At 72.9% G+C, this 17709-nt stretch carries 15 protein-coding genes, 1 rRNA gene and 1 riboswitch; of the genes, 8 read left to right on the top strand and 8 right to left on the bottom strand.

Annotated elements, in window-relative coordinates:
- From SNE206_RS17215 to SNE206_RS17200, 4 genes are all read right to left on the bottom strand, one after another.
- Positions 1-116 (bottom strand): 16S ribosomal RNA (locus tag SNE206_RS17215); the annotation flags it as partial.
- 689 nt (positions 117-805) lie between these two features.
- Positions 806-1909, bottom strand: a complete 1104-nt coding sequence (locus SNE206_RS17210; protein WP_407914259.1) for a threonine aldolase family protein — start codon at positions 1907-1909, stop codon at positions 806-808.
- A complete protein-coding gene (locus SNE206_RS17205; RefSeq protein ID WP_407914247.1) occupies positions 1906-2652 on the bottom strand; it encodes an SDR family NAD(P)-dependent oxidoreductase in 747 nt (248 codons plus the stop codon). The genes SNE206_RS17210 and SNE206_RS17205 overlap by 4 nt, the downstream gene beginning before the upstream one ends.
- Positions 2649-4046 carry a DUF6421 family protein gene (locus SNE206_RS17200; protein ID WP_407914246.1) on the bottom strand — a complete coding sequence of 466 codons (1398 nt, stop codon included), beginning with the start codon at positions 4044-4046 and terminating at the stop codon, positions 2649-2651. The genes SNE206_RS17205 and SNE206_RS17200 overlap by 4 nt, the downstream gene beginning before the upstream one ends.
- A gap of 343 nt (positions 4047-4389) precedes the next feature.
- Here SNE206_RS17200 and SNE206_RS17195 point away from each other — a divergent pair, with 343 nt between their 5' ends.
- Together SNE206_RS17195 and SNE206_RS17190 are read left to right on the top strand one after the other, a co-directional pair.
- Entirely contained in the window at positions 4390-4965 is a 576-nt protein-coding gene (locus SNE206_RS17195; protein WP_407914245.1) for a DUF5134 domain-containing protein, read from the top strand.
- Between the two features lie 125 nt (positions 4966-5090).
- Positions 5091-6041, top strand: coding sequence for a M56 family metallopeptidase (locus SNE206_RS17190; RefSeq protein WP_407914244.1), 951 nt, complete (start codon positions 5091-5093; stop codon positions 6039-6041).
- A gap of 168 nt (positions 6042-6209) precedes the next feature.
- Here the strand turns inward: SNE206_RS17190 and SNE206_RS17185 are convergent, their stop codons facing one another.
- Positions 6210-6608 carry a MarR family winged helix-turn-helix transcriptional regulator gene (locus SNE206_RS17185; RefSeq protein ID WP_407914243.1) on the bottom strand — a complete coding sequence of 133 codons (399 nt, stop codon included), beginning with the start codon at positions 6606-6608 and terminating at the stop codon, positions 6210-6212.
- An 87-nt stretch (positions 6609-6695) separates the two neighbouring features.
- Between SNE206_RS17185 and SNE206_RS17180 the strand changes: the two genes are divergently transcribed.
- The gene (locus tag SNE206_RS17180) at positions 6696-8183 is read left to right on the top strand and encodes an MFS transporter (protein ID WP_407914242.1); all 1488 of its coding nucleotides are present in this window, start codon (positions 6696-6698) and stop codon (positions 8181-8183) included.
- A 190-nt stretch (positions 8184-8373) separates the two neighbouring features.
- Positions 8374-8979 carry a TetR/AcrR family transcriptional regulator gene (locus SNE206_RS17175; protein ID WP_407914241.1) on the top strand — a complete coding sequence of 202 codons (606 nt, stop codon included), beginning with the start codon at positions 8374-8376 and terminating at the stop codon, positions 8977-8979.
- Between the two features lie 230 nt (positions 8980-9209).
- Here the strand turns inward: SNE206_RS17175 and SNE206_RS17170 are convergent, their stop codons facing one another.
- Positions 9210-10076, bottom strand: coding sequence for a helix-turn-helix domain-containing protein (locus SNE206_RS17170; protein WP_407914240.1), 867 nt, complete (start codon positions 10074-10076; stop codon positions 9210-9212).
- Between the two features lie 419 nt (positions 10077-10495).
- On the opposite strand from SNE206_RS17170, the gene SNE206_RS17165 reads away from it, so the two are divergent.
- The gene (locus SNE206_RS17165) at positions 10496-11026 is read left to right on the top strand and encodes an ATP-binding protein (RefSeq protein ID WP_407914239.1); all 531 of its coding nucleotides are present in this window, start codon (positions 10496-10498) and stop codon (positions 11024-11026) included.
- A gap of 410 nt (positions 11027-11436) precedes the next feature.
- Here the strand turns inward: SNE206_RS17165 and SNE206_RS17160 are convergent, their stop codons facing one another.
- The gene (locus SNE206_RS17160; RefSeq protein ID WP_407914238.1) at positions 11437-11673 is read right to left on the bottom strand and encodes a DUF397 domain-containing protein; all 237 of its coding nucleotides are present in this window, start codon (positions 11671-11673) and stop codon (positions 11437-11439) included.
- Positions 11674-12058: 385 nt separating this feature from the next.
- Here SNE206_RS17160 and SNE206_RS17155 point away from each other — a divergent pair, with 385 nt between their 5' ends.
- Positions 12059-12937 carry a hypothetical protein gene (locus tag SNE206_RS17155; protein ID WP_407914237.1) on the top strand — a complete coding sequence of 293 codons (879 nt, stop codon included), beginning with the start codon at positions 12059-12061 and terminating at the stop codon, positions 12935-12937.
- A 332-nt stretch (positions 12938-13269) separates the two neighbouring features.
- Here SNE206_RS17155 and SNE206_RS17150 read toward each other — a convergent pair whose 3' ends face one another.
- A complete protein-coding gene (locus SNE206_RS17150) occupies positions 13270-15393 on the bottom strand; it encodes a hypothetical protein (protein WP_407914236.1) in 2124 nt (707 codons plus the stop codon).
- A gap of 270 nt (positions 15394-15663) precedes the next feature.
- Positions 15664-15849, top strand: a riboswitch (cyclic di-AMP (ydaO/yuaA leader).
- Positions 15850-15856: 7 nt separating this feature from the next.
- Here SNE206_RS17150 and SNE206_RS17145 point away from each other — a divergent pair.
- A complete protein-coding gene (locus SNE206_RS17145; RefSeq protein ID WP_407914235.1) occupies positions 15857-17014 on the top strand; it encodes a transglycosylase family protein in 1158 nt (385 codons plus the stop codon).
- A gap of 422 nt (positions 17015-17436) precedes the next feature.
- Positions 17437-17637, top strand: a complete 201-nt coding sequence (locus SNE206_RS17140) for a hypothetical protein (protein WP_407914234.1) — start codon at positions 17437-17439, stop codon at positions 17635-17637.
- The last annotated feature ends 72 nt before the right edge of the window (positions 17638-17709 follow it).

Here is a 17709-nt window from a genome sequence, read left to right as displayed (position 1 = left end):
CACGTGTTACTCACCCGTTCGCCACTGATCCACCCCGAAGGGCTTCACCGTTCGACTTGCATGTGTTAAGCACGCCGCCAGCGTTCGTCCTGAGCCAGGATCAAACTCTCCGTGAATGATGACCCGTGATCGGGTTCACACCCGCGCAGAGCGGCACGGCAACCCCCGGAATAGGAAGTCCCGCGCACTGCGTCCTCGCTGTGTTTATGTACTACAAAAGGAATCTCCAACCCCGGAACAAGTCCGAGGCCGGGGATGTCAACATATCTGGCGTTGACTTTTGGCACGCTGTTGAGTTCTCAAGGAACGGACACTTCCTTCGGACCGCCTTCCAGCGGACCCTCCGGGCGTTTCGCTCTTTCGTGTTCCCAGCTTATCAGATCCGAGCTCGTGCTCTTTCCCGACTCGCTTTCGACTTCTTTCACCGGAACCGGCCTGACGGCCTGTCCGACGTTTCAAACCTTAGCCGATCCCCGCTCCGAAAAGCGAATCCGACCGCAACCCATATAAACGCGCACACCGAATTCGCACAGGGACGCGACAAGACACGACCCTGCCCGGGAATCGGGAAGTGATGGTTCAGAGGATTGGCCGCCCCGGGACCGTCCGCGCAGATGCGTGTCCGGTGCTCCCTGCCGAGCGACCAGGTAACACTACGCCGCCGGACGGGTGGACGCAAACAAGCCGGCCGGACCCGGGCCTGCGAGCTGGGCGCGGCTGCACGTCCCGGCCGCCCTGACGGCATGCGGACGCCCCCGGTACGGGCGGGTGCGCGTACCGGGGGCGTCCGGGGAGAAGGGGGGTGTCAGGCCCGGCCCATCTCCTCGACGATCGCCGCCGCGAAGGCGTCGATGTCGGCCTCGGTCGTGTCGTACGAAGCCATCCAGCGCACCTCGCCGGTGTGCTCGTCCCAGAAGTAGAAGCGGTAGCGCTTCTGCAGTCGCTCGCTGACCTCGCGCGGGAGGACGGCGAACACCGCGTTGGCCTGGACGGGCCGGACCAGCGCCACACCGTCGATGCCGCTGACGGCCGCCTCCAGGCGCTTCGCCATGGCGTTGGCGTGGCCCGCGTTGCGCAGCCAGAGGTCGCCCGCGAGGAGCGCCTCGAACTGGACGGAGACGAAGCGCATCTTCGACGCGAGCTGCATCGACATCTTGCGCAGGTACTTGAGGTTGCGGACGCGTTCGGGGTCGAGCACCACGACGACCTCGCCGAGCAGCAGGCCGTTCTTGGTGCCGCCGTAGGAGAGGACGTCGACGCCGGCGTCGGTGGTGAACTCGCGGAACGGCCGGCCCAGGCTGGCAGCGGCGTTCGCGAGGCGGGAGCCGTCGACGTGGACGAGCATGCCGCGCTCGTGCGCGTGCTCGCAGATCGCCCTGATCTCGTCGGGCGTGTAGACGGTGCCGAGCTCGGTGCTCTGCGTCAGCGAGACGGCGAGCGGCTGGGCCCGGTGCTCGTCGTCCCAGCCCCAGGCCTGGCGGTCGATGAGCTCGGGGGTGAGCTTGCCGTCCGGGGTGGGCACGGTGAGGATCTTGAGGCCGGCGACCTTCTCCGGCGCGCCGCACTCGTCGACGTTGATGTGGGCGGACTCGGCCGCGACGACGGCACCCCAGCGCGGGAGCAGCGCCTGCAGGGCGACGACGTTGGCGCCGGTGCCGTTGAAGACGGGGAAGGCCTCGGCGCGCTCGCCGAAGTGGCGGCGGAAGACCTGCTGCAGGTGGGCGGTGTAGTCGTCCTCGCCGTAGGCGACCTGGTGGCCGCCGTTGGCGAGGGCGATGGCGGCGAGGACCTCGGGGTGCACGCCGGCGTAGTTGTCGCTGGCGAAGCCGCGCACGGCGGGGTCGTGGTGCCGCTGCGCGTCGGTGCGGAGGTCGGCGGTGCCGTCGAGGTCGGTGGTGCCGTCGGTCATCGGGCTGTCAGCCACAGGTGCTGTCCGTTCAGTTCTGCTGCGGGGCGGGTCCAGAGGCCCGCCAGGGTGTCGGCGAGGTCGGAGGTGTCGGTGAAGCCGTCGAACGCGGCGTCCGGCTTGTTCGCCCGCATCTCGGGGGTGACCAGGGCCTTGATCACCAGGATCGCGGCTGCAGCGGTCGGGGTGCCGTCCCCGGCGGTGGTCTCCCTGCGGAAGGAGTCGGCGAGGGAGAGCGTCCAGGCCTCGCTCGCGGCCTTGGCGGCGGCGTACGCGGCGCCGCCGGCGGTGGGCCGGTGCGCGGCGGTGGCCGAGACCATGGCGTAGCGGCCGGCGGCCGAGCGCAGCAGGGCGGGCTGGAAGGCCAGCGAGGTGTGCTGGAGGGTGCGGACGACGCGGTCGTGCAGCCAGTCCCAGTCGTCGATGCGGGTGTCGAAGAAGGTCTTGCTGCCGCGCCATCCGCCGACGAGGTGGAGGAGGCCGTCGACCTGGCCGTGTTCGGCCTCCAGGTGGTCGGCCCAGTCGTGCACCTCCTGCGGGTCGAGGAGGTCGATGACCTGGCCGGAGACCGTGGCGCCCGGCACGGAGGCGCGGACGGCGTCGAGGGCTGCGTCGAGGCGCCGGGCGTCGCTGCCGGCGGCGATCACGGTGGCGCCGTCGGCGGCGAGGCGGCGGAGGGTGGCCCGGCCCGCGACGCCGGTGGCACCGGCCACGGCCACGACCTTGCCCTGCAGGGGGGCGGTCATGCGGCGGCCCCCTGGAGGCCGGCGCCGGTGATGCCGGTGGTGGCGGCGATGACGCCGCGCAGCTTCTTGGCGAGGGCCTCGTAGAACATGCTGAGCGGGAACTCGTCCGCCATGACGGCGTCGCACAGCGCCTTGTTGAGGGCCTTGCCGTCGGTGATGCCGAGCGGCAGCGCGTCGGGGCCCTTGGCCCAGGTGGAGGCCGGGTGCGGGGTCAGGTAGCGGGAGACCAGCTCGTACGCGGCGATCCAGTGGGCGGTCTTGGGCCGGTCGATGCCGTCGCGGTAGAGCGTCTCGATCTCGGCGCAGAGCGCGTTGGTGACGTCGGCGACGCGGGTCCAGTCGATGGAGAGCCGGTTGTCGCGCCAGCGCAGGGCGTCGTGCTTGTGGAGGTAGGCGAAGAGGAGCTGGCCGCCCATGCCGTCGTAGTTGCGGACGCGGTCGCCGCTGACCGGGAAGCGGAACATCCGGTCGAAGAGGATCGCGTACTGGACGTCGCGGCCCTGCGCGTAGCCCTCGGCCTCCAGTTTCACGGCCTCCTTGAAGGCGGTGAGGTCGCAGCGCAGCTCCTCCAGGCCGTACATCCAGAACGGGCTGCGCTGCTTGATCATGAAGGGGTCGAACGGCAGGTCGCCGTGGCTGTGGGTGCGGTCGTGGACGAGGTCCCAGAGGACGAACGTCTGCTGGGCGCGCTCCTGGTCCTCCAGGAGGCCGGTGGCGTCCGCGGGGATCTCCAGGCCGAGGAGGTCGACGGCGCTGGTGGTGACGGCGCGGAAGCGGGCGGCCTCGCGGTCGCAGAAGATGCCGCCCCAGGTGAAACGTTCCGGCGCCTCGCGCACGGCCACGGTCTCGGGGAACAGCACCGCGGAGTTGGTGTCGTAGCCGGCGGTGAAGTCGGTGAAGGTGATCGGCACGAACATCGGGTTGTCGAAGCGCTCGCGCTCCAGCTCGGCCAGCCACTCCGGCCAGACGACCTTCAGCAGCACCGCTTCGAGGTTGCGGTCGGGGTTGCCGTTCTGGGTGTACATCGGGAAGACGACGAGGTGGTCGAGGCCGTCCTCGCGCTGACCGGCGGGCTGGAAGGCGAGCAGCGAGTCGAGGAAGTCGGGTGCGCGGTAGCCGGTGTCGGCCCACTTGCGCAGGTCTTCGCGGACGGCGGCGAGGTAGGGCCCGTCGTGCGGGAAGAGCGGGGCGAGTTCCTCGACCGCGGCGAGCACGGTGGCCAGCAGCGGGTCGACGGTGTGCCGCTGCACGGCGGCGAGGTCGATGGAGCCGTCCTTGGACTGCAGGGGGCGCAGGGCCTCCACGGCGTCCTTGAGGCGCAGCCAGGCGGGGTGCTCGGCCGGAGAGGCGGAAGCATCGCCTGCCACGGCGAGCGTCGGCGAAAGATTCTGCATCTGAGACTCACTTCGACAGGAGGTATTACGACAGATACACCATAGATACGAAAGGTTCTTCTGTTCAAGGGGGGCCTGTCGGACAATCCTGCGGTCAGCCGGGCCTCCCGCGCGAAATCCGGTGCGGCGTCGGCCGATCGGGCACTGCGGCCAGCATCCGGCGCTCCCGGCGGACCCGCCACCGGGAACCCTGCCCCGCACCCGGGGCGTCCGGTCCGGACCGCCGGCCGGCGTCCACTCCCGTGCGCCCCCCTGCGCGCCCTGCTGTCCCTGGCGGCGATCGGTGACCGTGGACGTACTGTCCGTCCCCGTCGCCGGGAGGGGTGCCGTGCACGGTCCGGCCGTGGTCACCTGGTTGCTGGCGGGGCTGGCCGCCGGCGCAGCGGGGCTGTGCCTCCTGCGGCTGCGCAGCCCGGGCTGCCGGGGCGCCCACCGGCGCGGCGAGGCCGCCGAGGCGGCGATGGCCGCGGGGACGGCCGGCATGGCCGTCCTGCCCGGGGTGGTCTGGGGCTGGGTCTTCACGGTGCTGGCGGGCTGGCTCCTGCTGGGCGCGGTCGGCGAACGGTCCGGTCTCGCGCACCGCCTGCACCACGGGGTCGGCTCGCTCGCGATGGCGTACATGGCCTTGGCGATGGCGCCGGGCCACGGGCATCTGCACCCGGGCGTCCCGATGGGCCTGCCGGCGGTGACGGGCGGGCTCCTCCTCTACTTCGGCGGGTACACGCTGTGGGCCGGCAGCCGCCTGCTGGCCGCGCCGGACGCCACCGCGCACGCCGCACAGACCACGCACACCACGCACGCCGCGCACACCACGGCGACGGCGCACGCCGCGATGTGGGGGCGTGCGGGCGACGGGACGCTCCAGGCGTGCCGGGCGGCGATGGGCATCGCGATGTTCGCCATGCTGCTGACCCTCTGACACCCGCTCGTCGGCGGGGTGTCGTTGGTCACTGGCACCGGCAAGCCGTTCCACCCCGGCCCCGGGGCACATAGGTTGGTGCCGCGCACTGTCGCGCACCGATCCCTCCTCGGGGGAGCACTGCCATGACGGCCCTGCTGAGCCTGCTGCTGCTCGGACTCCTGCTCGCCACCCTCGCCCCCGGCCGGCTGGCCCGGGCCCGCTGGCCCGAGCGTGAACCCGTGCTGGCCCTGCTCGCGTGGCAGTCCCTGGTGATCGCGGTGCTGCTCTGCTGCGTGTTCGGCCTCCTCCTGGCCTGCGTGGCGGCGCTGCCGGCCCTGCGGAACCTGGTGTTCGACGGCGCACCGACCGGCGTCGAGGAGGCGTACGGGCTGGCCGGGTCCGAGGGCTGGGGCCGCCTCGTGGCGACCCTCCTGGCGCTGGGCGGGGTGCAGACCGCGGTCGCGCTGACCCGCGAGGTACGGGCCGCCCGCGCCCTGCGCGGCGCACGGCACGCCCAACTCGACGACCGTGCACCCCGGTTGCCGTCCGAGCTGACCCCGGACCGGCACTCGGGCGAGCGGCTGGTCGTCCTGGAGAACGTCCGCGCCGAAGCCTGGTCACTGCCCGGCCCGGAGGCCCGGCTCGTGGTCACCACCGGCGCGATCCAGCAGTTGGGCGACCGTGGGCTGGCCGCCGTACTGAGCCACGAGCGCAGCCATGTTCGGGCCCGGCACCACTGGCTGGCCCAGTGCGCCGAGGCGCTGGCGACCGGGTTCCCCGGCGTCGGGGTGTTCAGCGCGTTCCGGGACCAGGTCGGGGAACTCGTCGAGCTGGCGGCGGACGACCGCGCGGCCCGACGCCACGGGCGGGTCACCACCGCGCTCGCCCTCGTCGAGATCAACACCGGGCGCGGGGTCTTCGGCGCCTGCCTGCCGCAGCACGCGGCACAGGCGCCGCGCCGGGTCGACCGGCTGCTGCTCGGGGAGCCCCGGCTGCCGCTGCACCACCGGCTGCGGCTGACGCTGGCCGCGCTGGCGGCACCGGGCGCGGCCGTACTGCTGCTGCTCGCCCCCGGGCTGGGCGCCCTCCTGTGAGCACCGGCTCCTGACCGGGGCGCGGTCCGCCGCGCCCTGACGGGCCGACCGGGTATGCAGGCGGACCGGACGTGCAGGCCGACCGGGCGTGCAGGCCACGCCCGCGGCCGGGTCGGGCCCGGCCCGGCCCGCACAGGTCAGCCGGGTGTGCGGCCGGACCGGCGCAGGTCAGCCGAGCGTGCGGGCGAGGACCTCGCGGTGCACCGGCTGCGCCTCCAGATAGCGGGCGCGGCCGTCGTCGGTGAGCGCGACGAAGATGCCGCGGCGGTCGAGCTCGCACATCGCGCGGACGACCAGACCGTCCTTCTCCAGACGGCCGATCAGCCGGGAGAGCGCGCTCTGGCTGAGGTGCACGGTCTGGGCGATGTCCTGCACCCGGAGCTTGCCGGGGCCCGCGCGCTTCTCGTCCTCCCAGAGGCGCTCCAGCACCTCGAACTCGCTCATGCCCAGCCCGTACCGGTCTCCGAGGGCGCGGTCCAGCGCGCAGGAGACGGCAGCGTGCCGCGCGAGCACATCACGCCATTCGAAGACGAGCTCGGCGTCGGGGGCGATGTCCGGTTCAGCCACCGCTCCAGGCTAGCACGTGCCGACACATTTAATGCGGCGGCATTAAATTCGCTTGCATTGGATGCATGCGCATGTAGTCTCTTCCCCATGACGCCCGCATCTGACGACCCGTCGACGACCGAGACCTGGAGCCCCCGCCTGTGGGGCACCCTCGTCGTCCTCTGCGCCGCCCTCTTCCTCGACGCCCTCGACGTCTCGATGGTCGGCGTCGCCCTCCCCTCCATCGGCAGCGACCTCCACCTCTCCACCTCCGCCCTGCAATGGGTGGTCAGCGGCTACGTCCTCGGGTACGGCGGCCTCCTGCTCCTCGGCGGCCGCGCCGCGGACCTGCTCGGCCGACGCCGGGTCTTCCTGATAGCACTCGGCGTCTTCGCCGCCGCCTCGCTGCTCGGCGGGCTCGTCGACGACGGCGGCCTGCTGATCGCCGCCCGGTTCCTGAAGGGGATCAGCGCGGCCTTCACGGCGCCGGCCGGTCTGTCGATCATCACGACCACCTTCGCCGAGGGCCCCGCCCGCAACCGGGCCCTGTCCATCTACACCACCTGCGGCGCCAGCGGCTTCTCCCTGGGCCTGGTGCTGAGCGGCCTGCTCACCTCGGCGGGCTGGCGCTGGACCTTCCTCATGCCCGTCCCGGTCGCGCTGCTCGCCCTGGCCGCAGCGTTCCGCCTGCTGCCCCGCCAGCCCGTGGCGGCCCGCGACGGCGCGGGGTACGACGTGGCCGGTGCGATCACCGGCACCGGCTCCCTGCTCCTGCTCGTCTTCACCGTGACGGAGGCCCAGAGCGCCGGCTGGGCGAGCGCCCGCACCCTCGGTTCGCTCGCGGCCGTCGCCGTCCTCATGACGCTCTTCCTGGTCGTCGAGTCCCGCACGGCCCACCCGCTGGTCCGGCTCGGCATCTTCCGCAACGGAGGGGTGGCGCGGGCCAACATCGCCGCGGTCGCGGTCTTCGGCTCCTACGCGGGCTTCCAGTTCATCGCCACCCTCTACCTGCAGCGCCTGCTCGGCTGGTCCGCACTGGAGATGGCGCTCGCGTTCCTGCCGGCCGGCGCCCTGGTGGCCCTGTCCGCCACGAAGATGGGTGCGGTCGTCGACCGCTTCGGCACCGCCCGGCTGATGCCGCTCGGCATCCTGGCGCTGACCGCCGGATACGCGCTCTTCCTCCGGCTCGACGAGCACTCCGGGCTGGTCGGCCTGGTACTGCCCAGCATGGTGCTGCTCGGCATCGGCTTCGCACTGGCCTTCCCGTCCGTCAACATCGCCGCCACCAACGGCGTCTCCGACGACGAACAGGGCCTGGCATCGGGCCTGGTGAACACCGCGTTCCAGGTCGGCAGCGCCCTCGTGCTCGCCGCCGCGACGGCGGTGATCACCGCGGGGAGCGGCGGAGGCCAGAGCCCCCAGGCGCAGCTGGACGGCTACCGGCCGGCCCTGCTGTTCGTGACCGGGGTCTCGCTGGTGGGGCTGGTGGTCACGGCGGTGGGCTGGGTCCTGGACGCCCGCCGCGACCGCTCCCCCGACCCCGCGGAGGAGGCTGCCGGGACGCACCGGTCGGACAAGGTGCTCGTGGACAGCTGAGCCACGGCACGGAAGGCCGGCTCCACCAAACCCCCGTGTTGGTGGAGCCGGCGTTCTCCGCACGCTGCGGGCGGGCCGAACCTGGCGGGACGGCCTCGTCGCGGACGGCCCGGCCAGTATATTGGCCATGAGCCAGTCAACGTACGGAGCAGACACGATGACACCTCGCGGGGAATCGGTCAATGAGGAGTTGCGCAGGCGATCCCGCCGCCGCATCATGCGCGCCACCGTCGAACTGGTCGACCAGCACGGATACGCCCGCACGACACTGGGCGACATCGCCGAAAGGGCAGGGCTGGCACGCGGTCTGGTGTCGTACTACTTCGACGGCAAACGGCTCCTCATGCAGTCGGCGACGCACCGGCTCATGCATCTGGAACTGGCCGCAGCCCTGGAGTCTCTGTCCCCGAACTCCTCGGCCGAGGCCCGGCTCGCCCGCGCGATCGACGCCGTGCTCGGAGTGGCCCTCGGCCACCCCCGGGTGATGCGCTCGCACCTCGCGCTCATCCTCGACCCGGACGTCGGCGCCTTCGTGCAGGACCCGGAGCAGCAGCAGCTCGGCGCGATCCTGCGAGGGCTGCTGGAGGACTGGGGCGCCCGGGATCCGGCCGCCGAGCACGCGCTCCTGCGGAGCGCACTGATGGGCGGGTGCATCGGCGTCCTGCTGCCGGGCGCGACGACACCGCTGGCGCCGATCCGGGCCGACCTGTTCTCCCGGTACGGCCTGGCATGGGAACTCGGCGTGCCGCCTCAGCCGGAGGCCCCGCCGCGGGCACAGCCCTCCGCCCGCACCTGACACGGGCCGCTCTCGTCCGCCATCGGCCACCGCACAGCAGCTGCACGGCGACTGCACCCGGGCCGACCGCACCCCGCTGCACGGCATGCAGGCGCCAGCGTCGAAGCAGCCGCCATCGAGGCACCCGGCATCGAGGGGCACGGCGCGCACGCACGCGACATCCGGGCGGGATGCACCGGCGGCGGTCCCGCCCGGGACCGCCTGGTCTCCTGCCGCGGGCCGGAGCGGGCTCAGCGCTCCTTGAGGAGGCCGGCGAGCAGGTCCACGGTCTGGTCGGGCGTCAGGCTGTCGACGCAGAGACGCTCCATCACCTGGATGTAGGCGTCCACGTCGTCGCGCTTGTCGAGGTAGAGCGCGCTGGTGAGCTGCTCCAGGTAGACGACGTCGGCGAGGTCCTGCTCGGGGAAGCGCAGGATGGAGAAGGCTCCGCTCTCGCCCGCGTGGGCGCCGAAACGGAACGGCATGACCTGGACGACGACGTTCGGGCGCTGCGCCATGTCGATGAGGTGCTGCACCTGGGAGCGCATCACGGCGGGTCCGCCGACGGGCCGGCGCAGCGCCGCCTCGTCGATGACGGCCCAGAGCCGCGGGCTCTGACCTTCCGTCAGCAGCGACTGACGGCGCATCCGCAGGCTGACCCGGCGCTCCAGCTCCTCCGGGCTCACGGCGGGCCGGCTCTGGGCGAAGACGGCGCGCGCGTAGTCCTCCGCCTGCAGCAGGCCCGGGATGAACTGCACCTCGTAGGTGCGGATCAGCGCGGCGGCCTCCTCCAGTCCTACGTACGTCTGGAACCAGTTCGGCAGGACGTCGTTGAAGCTGTGCCACCAGCCGGACTTGTTGGCCTCGCGGACGAGGCCGAGCAGCGCCTCGCGCTCGACGGCGTCGTCGACGCCGTACAGGCTGAGAAGGTCCGCGACGTCGCGCTCCTTGAAGGAGACGCGGCCGAGCTCCATGCGGCTGATCTTCGACTCCGAGGCGCGGATCGTGTAGCCGGCGTCCTCGCGCGTGATGCCGCGCCCCTCGCGCAGGCGGCGCAGCTGTGAGCCGAGGAGGATACGGCGCACCATCGAGCCCCCGCCGGGCTGAACTGTGGTCATGCGGTCGGAAACCTCCACCTTGGGTCAAACAGCGCACAGTCTGCCATCAGTTGGGAGCGCTCGGTGCCCGTAGTGACACGACGATCTCCTACTTCTGCATCACATCCTTCATCTTGCACGTGCATCCGGCGCTTGCATATGCCAAACATGCGAGTGCACGTGAATCGACTCTTGCATCTGCAGTGAGCGCAGAGGACCATGGTGCACGTGCACCTGCACGCACCTGACAACTCCGCGGGCTCCGCGTCGACCGAACGCGCGACATCGCACACTCTCCCGGCCGCACCCCCGTGCGGCCGGGAGTTCGTGTGCGGGTCCGGGTTTCCGGACGGGCGGGCGAGCGGCCGAGCGAGTCGGAGGTGACCGGCATGACCCGCGTGGGTCCAGCCGTGTCCGCCCCCTTATGGGAGGAGCTCTTCATGAGCACCGGTACGGCCATAGCCGCCGACCCGTACGTGGTCAGCTGTACCCTCGCCCCCCGGTTCGAGGCCGTGAGATCGGCCCGGGAGTTCGCCCGGACCACGCTCCGCGGCTGGGGACTCGACTCGCTCTTCGACGATGTCGCACTGGTCGCATCGGAGTTGGTGACGAACGCCCTGCGCCATGCGATGGGCGCGACCCCGGACGGCAGAACGGCCGAGCGCGGCGCACCGAGCCAGGTGCCCGCCCAGCCGGGGCGGCTGCAGGCCGCCGACGCGAGAGTCCCGATCAGGATCAGCCTGGTGCACAGGTCCCCGCAGGTGGTGTGCGCGGTGAGCGACCCCAGTGCGCAGGGCCCGGTCGCCCGGGAGGCCGACTTCGTGGCGGAGTCCGGCCGCGGGCTGCACCTGGTCGACTCCTTCACGAGTTCCTGGGGCTGGCACCCGCTGGCAGGCGCGGGGAAGGTCGTGTGGGCGCTGTTCGACGCGCCGCCGGAGTCCGCCGCAGGCCGGCACCGCCGCTCGCTCTGACCCGGCCGGGCACGGAAGCGCGGAGCATCGAACGGCCGGTCACGGACCGGCAGAGCAGCACCGCAGAGCAGCATCACAGGGCGGCACGGGCGGACGGCAGGGCAGCACGGCACAGCAGCGCGGTCGACCGGTACGCAGCACCGCGCACCGTGACAGAGGACAGCAGGCCCCGGGCACACACACCCGGCCGGGCTCCGCACGGAGCACAGCCGAGGCCGGGGCCGGCAGACGGACAGGCAGACAGGCAGTGCGCGACCCGGCCTCCGGGCGGCCGCCCCACCGCACGCACGGGGGATGAGGTCGAAGGCGGAACAGCCTCCCGGACGCCCCACCGGGTTGACCCGGCCGACGGCCGAGCCGTCGCGGCGACACCCACGACGGCCCCGGCGGAGCGGTGGACCGACGGCCGGTCAGACCGACAGGTGGTCGAACTCCCCGTCCTTCGCCCCGAGGAGCAGGGCGGCTATCTCCGCGCGGGTGTAGATGAGGGCGGGCCCGTCGGGGTAGCGCGAGTTGCGCATGGCGACATCACCACCCGGGAGGGCGGCGAACTCGACACAGTTGCCCTGCGAGTTGCTGTGCAGGCTCTTCTGCCAGACCACACCGTCGAGGTCCGCAGCCGCCATGCCGTTGTACGTGTCACTCATCGTCTTCTCCCCAGAGCCTGGCGTTCGCCTCACTTGACGTGATGATAGCCCGGCTGCACGTGCATCAGCACGGGACATTGCGCGTGCATCCGACTCATCAGTAGCACCGAACACCCAACGGGCCCACCAGGCAAAACCGGGCGACAGTGCGCGAATCGCCCGGTAAACGATCACCCTGGGTGCGGAGGCGCCAGCGGCCTGTTGATCTTCCGGCCGGGCGTCCGGGCTCACGCGCAGTCACATCAGGCCGTGTGAGCCGCATCACGCCACCGCTCGACGACTCCTGACAAGGTTTGACTACTTTTGTCCACCTTGTGCCATCACCACCAAGCCCTCACGGGAGTCGACTGCAGCCGGGGCGTCGGTATGTCCTACGATCTCCGCCATGAGCACCGCAGCCATCCCGGGCGCGCCACTGCCCGTCCGTACCCCAGGCTCCCGTGCGCGGGGGCGCCACCGTCGTCCCGAGCGCCCCGAGATCCCGACCGGTTCGCCGGCCCTCCTGCTGGCCGTGCCGGCCGTGGCCGGGCCCGAGGCCCGCCCGATCGTCGACGAGCTGCTGTCCATCGTGCGCAGCGAGCAGCCCGGCATCGAGATCGCCGCCGGATACGTCGCCACCGAGGCCGACGACGCGCCGACCGTGGCCGGCCTCCTCGCCATCGCGGCCGGCAACAACGCGCCGCCGCCGGTCATCGTGCCGCTGGTCCCCGGCCCGCACGGCTTCCTGACGGAGCTGCACGAGCTGGCCGCCGCCACGGGCGCCTCCGTGACCGATCCGCTCGGCCCGCACCCGCTGCTGGCCGAGGCCGTCCACGTACGCCTCTCCGAGGCGAACCTGGCCCGCGCCGACCGTGCCCGGCTCTTCGCCATCGCCACGGCCGCGGACGGCGTCGTGCTGACCGTCACCGGCGGCGAGGACGCGGCCGCCGCCGCCGGGATCACCGGCGTGCTCCTCGCGGCACGGCTCGCCGTGCCCGTGGTGGCCGCCGCCCTCGACGTGCCGGGCTCGGTGGCCGCCGCGGTCGAGCACCTCCGGGCGACCGGTTCCGAGCGACCGGCACTGGCCCCGCTCGTGATCGGCCCGGAGGCCGACGCCGAGCTGCTGGCCACGGCGGCCGAGGAGACCGGCTGCCCGAGCGCCGCACCCCTGGGCGCCTACCCGACCGTCGGTCAGCTGATCGCCTCCACCTACCTGGCCGTCCTGCCCGCCCCGGCGTACGCCGAGGAGCAGGACGAGGCCGAGGAGCCCGGCGCCGAGCACTGAGAGAGCCGCCGGGCGACCGGCGGTGCCGGCCTCCGGGCCGGCGTCCGACGAACGACGAGGGGCCCCGGCCGGTGCCGGGGCCCCTCGGGCGTTCCCCCGGCCGCCTCCCGCACGGACGTTCCGCACGGCTGGCCCGCAGAGCCGTCCCGCACAGCTGCCCTGCACGGCCGCAGCAGGGCTCCCCCGCCCCGCCACCCGCCCCGGACGCGCCGCGCCCCGTGACAGCCCCCGCCAGGCCCTTGTCAGGCCTCCGTCAGGCCCGCGCCGGGCTCGCGTCCTGCCGGACCCGGTCGGCAGCCACACCGACAGCCACACCGACAGCCGGGCCTCCGTCAGGCCGGCAGCCGGGAGGTCGGCGCCGCGACGTCCTTGAGCCGGATCGCGGGCACCGCGACGGCCCGTGGCGGACCGTCGACGTCGACCGGCGCCGTCGCGGCGTTCCACGGCCCTGCAGCGGCGCCCGCGGCCGGCTTGGTCAGCCGGACCGCCTGCCGCTCGCCCGCCCTGCGCAGCACGATCCTGGTGGGCGGCGGCGAGTCCGGGTCGAGCCAGACCTCCGTCCCGCCGGCCTTGCCGTCGAAGCTGCAGTCGAGCACCGCGATGTCGTCCGGCTGCCCGTCCGCGGTGGCACGGAAGGCGATGCCGGCCTTGCGATAGCCCGTCAGCCGGCACCGCCCGATCGTCACCGTCGTGCCGGCGAGCTGGTGCTTCGCGGTGACGATCGCGTGGTCGGACTGCCCGGCGGCGTCGACGAGCAGGCCGTCGAGGACGGTGCCGGCGTCGCGTCCGAGCGCGTGCACGGTGACGCCCGCGGCGGCGTTGCCGTACAGCACGCCGGCCGTGTAGTCGAAGTCGTTGAGGTAGGCACCGTGCTCGATGCCCGATGCGCCGTTGTGGTACGCCACGAACTGCGTGACGGTGTGGTGGTGCCGGGCGTTCAGCCAGACGAAGATGCCGTTCTGCAGGTTGTTGTGGGCCAGGCAGCGCTCGAAGGTCCACACGCCTTCGCTGGTCTCCGGCCACTCGAACCCGGACGCCCCCTCGGCGCCCTGCACGCCGACCGCCACGCAGTCGCGGGCGATGCCGCCCGTGCCCGCGCCCAGGGCGAAGCCGGTCAGCCGGTAGCCGCGCGGGGCGGGTTCGTAGACGGTGCGCGAGGCCACGCAGGACTCGTAGACGATGTCGTCGGACGGCGCCTGCGGGGTGCGGGTGTCCAGCGGCCCGTCCCACCAGTAGGCGTCCTCCCACGTGTCGTGGCTGATGCAGCTGCGGAAGGTGATGCCGTGACTGGCGTGCGGCACGAAGGCGTGGCTGCCCGTGTCGCGGACGACGACCCCCTCGACGACGGTGCCGCGCGAGGAGTCGGCGAGCATGTGGAAGTGCAGGCCGTAGCGTCCGAGCACGGGCTCGGTGACGGGCTCGCCGTTCCAGCGCTCCTTGCCCGCGCGGCGCGGGCCGAGCCAGCGCAGGGCGGCGTGCCGGATCTCGGCCTGCCGGGAGCTCGTGAGGTGGACGTGCGCGCGGCCCTTGGCGGTGCCTTCGATCCGTACGCTGCGCGTCAGGTTGAGCACCTCGGCGCCGGCCGTCACGCCACCGCCCACGGCGACCCTGGGGTGGGCGTGCGCCAGCGGTTCCGCGAGGGTGACGGTGCGGCCGTCGACCCGTCGGATCGTGCACAGATCGTACCGGGTGGAGAAGCCGTCCTCGGACGGGGGGCCCGTCGGGGCGACGGCGAGCTCGTCGCCCGCGCGCCATCCGGCGGGCACGGCGGCGAGCTCCAGGGCGGTGTCGCCGGCCTTCAGCGGACGGGCGGCGCGCACCCACGCGGTCTTGGCGGCACCGTCCAGGCGCAGGCGCCCGGCGCCGGTGACCCACAGGCCGGTGTCCGTGCCGACCACCCCCATGCCGCCCCCGACGAAGGTTCGTTCACCGACCGACGGGAAGCGCAGGGCGTGCACCGCCCCGTCGTCCGGCACCAGGGCGAGGGTGCCGCGGACCTCGACGTTGCCGGCGGACGCCAGCGTCACGCTGCTGCCGGGCGCGAAGACCAGCGAGCCGCCCGGCTCGACGAGCAGCGAGGCCACGGTGGCGTCGGTGTCCAGCAGCACGCGGTCGGCGATGCGCACCGCCGTCCGCGGGCCCGGCACGGTTCCGCCCCAGCCGCCCGCGTCGGACCACCGGCGGCCCGTCAGGTCGAGCGGGGAGGGCGTCGGGCTCTCCGGGGGCGGCGCGCCGTGCGAATGCCCGGCCACGGCCGCCTGGGTGGCACCGGAGGGGGCCACCGTGCGGGCCACAGGGCCGGCCTCGCCGGCCGCCGGGCGGCGCAGCAGTGCGCCGCCGCCGACGGCTGCCGCGGCGACGGAGACCGCCGTCCAGCCGAGCATCCGCCGACGGCCGACCCGGCGGTGGGAGACGGGCTTCCCCGGCGCCGCCGGCATGTCCTCGTCGCGTTCCATGATCGGTGAAACCCCTCCCCGGGCCGCCGCCCGGGGCCCCGACGCCTGAAGCATAAACAAGCCCGTTTCGGCTCAACGGGTTTGCGCGAAAGCGGCCGAAGGCGACCGGAACGGCGCCGAATAATCGATCATGAATTCATACAAGATCCACTGTGATCGGGCTCACACATGTTTGCAGTTTGAACTTATCTCTGCCTAATGTCCTCCCACGTTCGTGGTCACACGGACCCAGTTGGCCCGAACGCCGAGTCCTGCCGGCGGTCCGACTGGCAAAGCGAAACGCACTTCGGCAGGGGCGGGGGAACCAGGTAAGTCGCCAGGGAACGGTCCAGCGCCGTTCCCCGGCTTGGGGTGAAGCCGCACGCGCAGAAACGTCATTTCGACGTGTCCGCACGTGCGGCCGGGCAACTCCAGCCCGAATCCGACAGCTCACCTCGCAGGCGTGGGAGAGGAACGCTCCTTCATGCTGTCCATCAACTCCAAGCGCAGCCGCCGCATCCTCGCCACCACCGGCGTCGTCGGCATCGGCCTCTCGATCCCGTGCCTCACCGCCGGCACCGCCTCCGCCGCCTCGGTCGCCACCTGGGACAAGGTCGCCCAGTGCGAGTCCTCCGGCGACTGGCACATCAACACCGGCAACGGCTTCTACGGCGGCCTGCAGTTCACCAACAGCACCTGGGCCGCCTTCGGCGGCACCTCGTACGCGTCCCGCGCCGACCTCGCCACCAAGGACCAGCAGATCGCCACGGCCGAGAAGGTGCTGGCCGTCCAGGGCCCCGGCGCCTGGCCCGTCTGCTCCGTCCAGGCCGGTCTGACCAAGGGCGGCCCCGCCCCCGAGATCAGCACCGGTGGCTCCGCCACCACCGCGCCGAGCACCCCGGCCACCACCGCGCCGAGCGCCCCGGCCACCACGGCCCCGAGCACCGGCACCGGGTCGACCGCCTCCGGCACCTCGCAGGGCGGCACGTCCTGGCAGGGCAAGCAGTCCTGGGGCCACCGCACCGGCGCCACCTACACCGTGAAGGCCGGCGACTGGCTCTCCACCATCGCCGACCACAACCACGTGCAGGGCGGCTGGCAGAAGCTCTACGAGATCAACAAGTCGGTCCTGACCCAGGGCCCGCACTCGATCTACCCGGGCCAGAAGCTGTCGCTGGGCACCTCGGCCACCGCGCAGACCCCGGCCCCCGCGAAGACCGCGACCACCACCACGGCCACCACCGCCGCCGCGACCACGGCCGCCCCGGCCAAGGCCGCCACCGGCTCCAAGGCCGCCGCAGTCGACTTCGCCCTCTCCAAGGTCGGCCAGGCCTACATCTACGGCGGCACCGGCAACGGCGGCTGGGACTGCTCCGGCCTGACCCAGGCCGCCTTCAAGGCCGCCGGCATCGCGATCCCGCGCGTCGCCGCCGACCAGGCCGACTTCTCCACCCGCGTCTCGCTGGACAACCTGCAGCCGGGCGACCTGCTGTTCTGGTCCAACAACGGCGCCAACTCCGGTGTCTACCACGTCGGCATGTACGTCGGCGACGGCAAGTACGTCGAGGCGGCCAACCCGAGCGCGGGCGTCCGCACCCAGACCGTCGCCAACTGGGCGCCGGACTTCGCCGGCCGGATCTGACCTCACGGCAGACCGCCGGTTCCCGACCGCCGTCCGGCCGGCCCGCTCCTGGCACAGAGGGGTGGACCGGCGGGGCGGCTTCGGCGCGCCGACGGGCCCGGCCCGGCCGATCTGCCGGGCCGGGCCCGTCGGGCACGCCCGGGTGCGGCCCCGGCGGGTGGGCAGGGAGGCCCGCCCGCCCGGGACCGCACCCGACTCCGCGCCTTCCCCGGGGGCACCTGCCCGGGGCACCTGCCTCCGGGCGCCTTCCTCCGCCGGTGCCGCACACCCGGCATCCGACGGCCGGACTGCGGCCATCGACCATCGGCCCCCAACCCTCGGACTCCGGACTCCGATCTCCGGACTCCGGGCTCCGGCAGAACCGGCGACCCCGCCCTCCGGAGCCCCTAGGCTGCTGCTCCCCGGAGTTGAGGAGCACCGCCATGGCGAAGGTCACCGTCACCCTGGACGCCGATCTGGCGATCGAGGTGATGTTGCTGTCCGGCACCGGCAACCCGCAGGACGCCGTCGAGCTGATCGTCCGTGACTACCTGGCGCGCGGACGGCGCACCGAGGCCCGGACCGGGAACCCCGCCGACGCGCACCGCACCGCCCGGCCGCAGCGGGGGGCGGAGGAGGGCTGAGCGGGGGCCGAGCGGCCCGTACGGGCCCTGCACGGCCCCGCACCGCACGGCAACGCCGACGGCCCCGGAGAG

The sequence above is a fragment of the Kitasatospora sp. NE20-6 genome (assembly GCF_045862635.1).
Note: the sequence above shows the minus strand (reverse complement) of the source record. Positions and strands in the feature narration are given on the sequence as shown.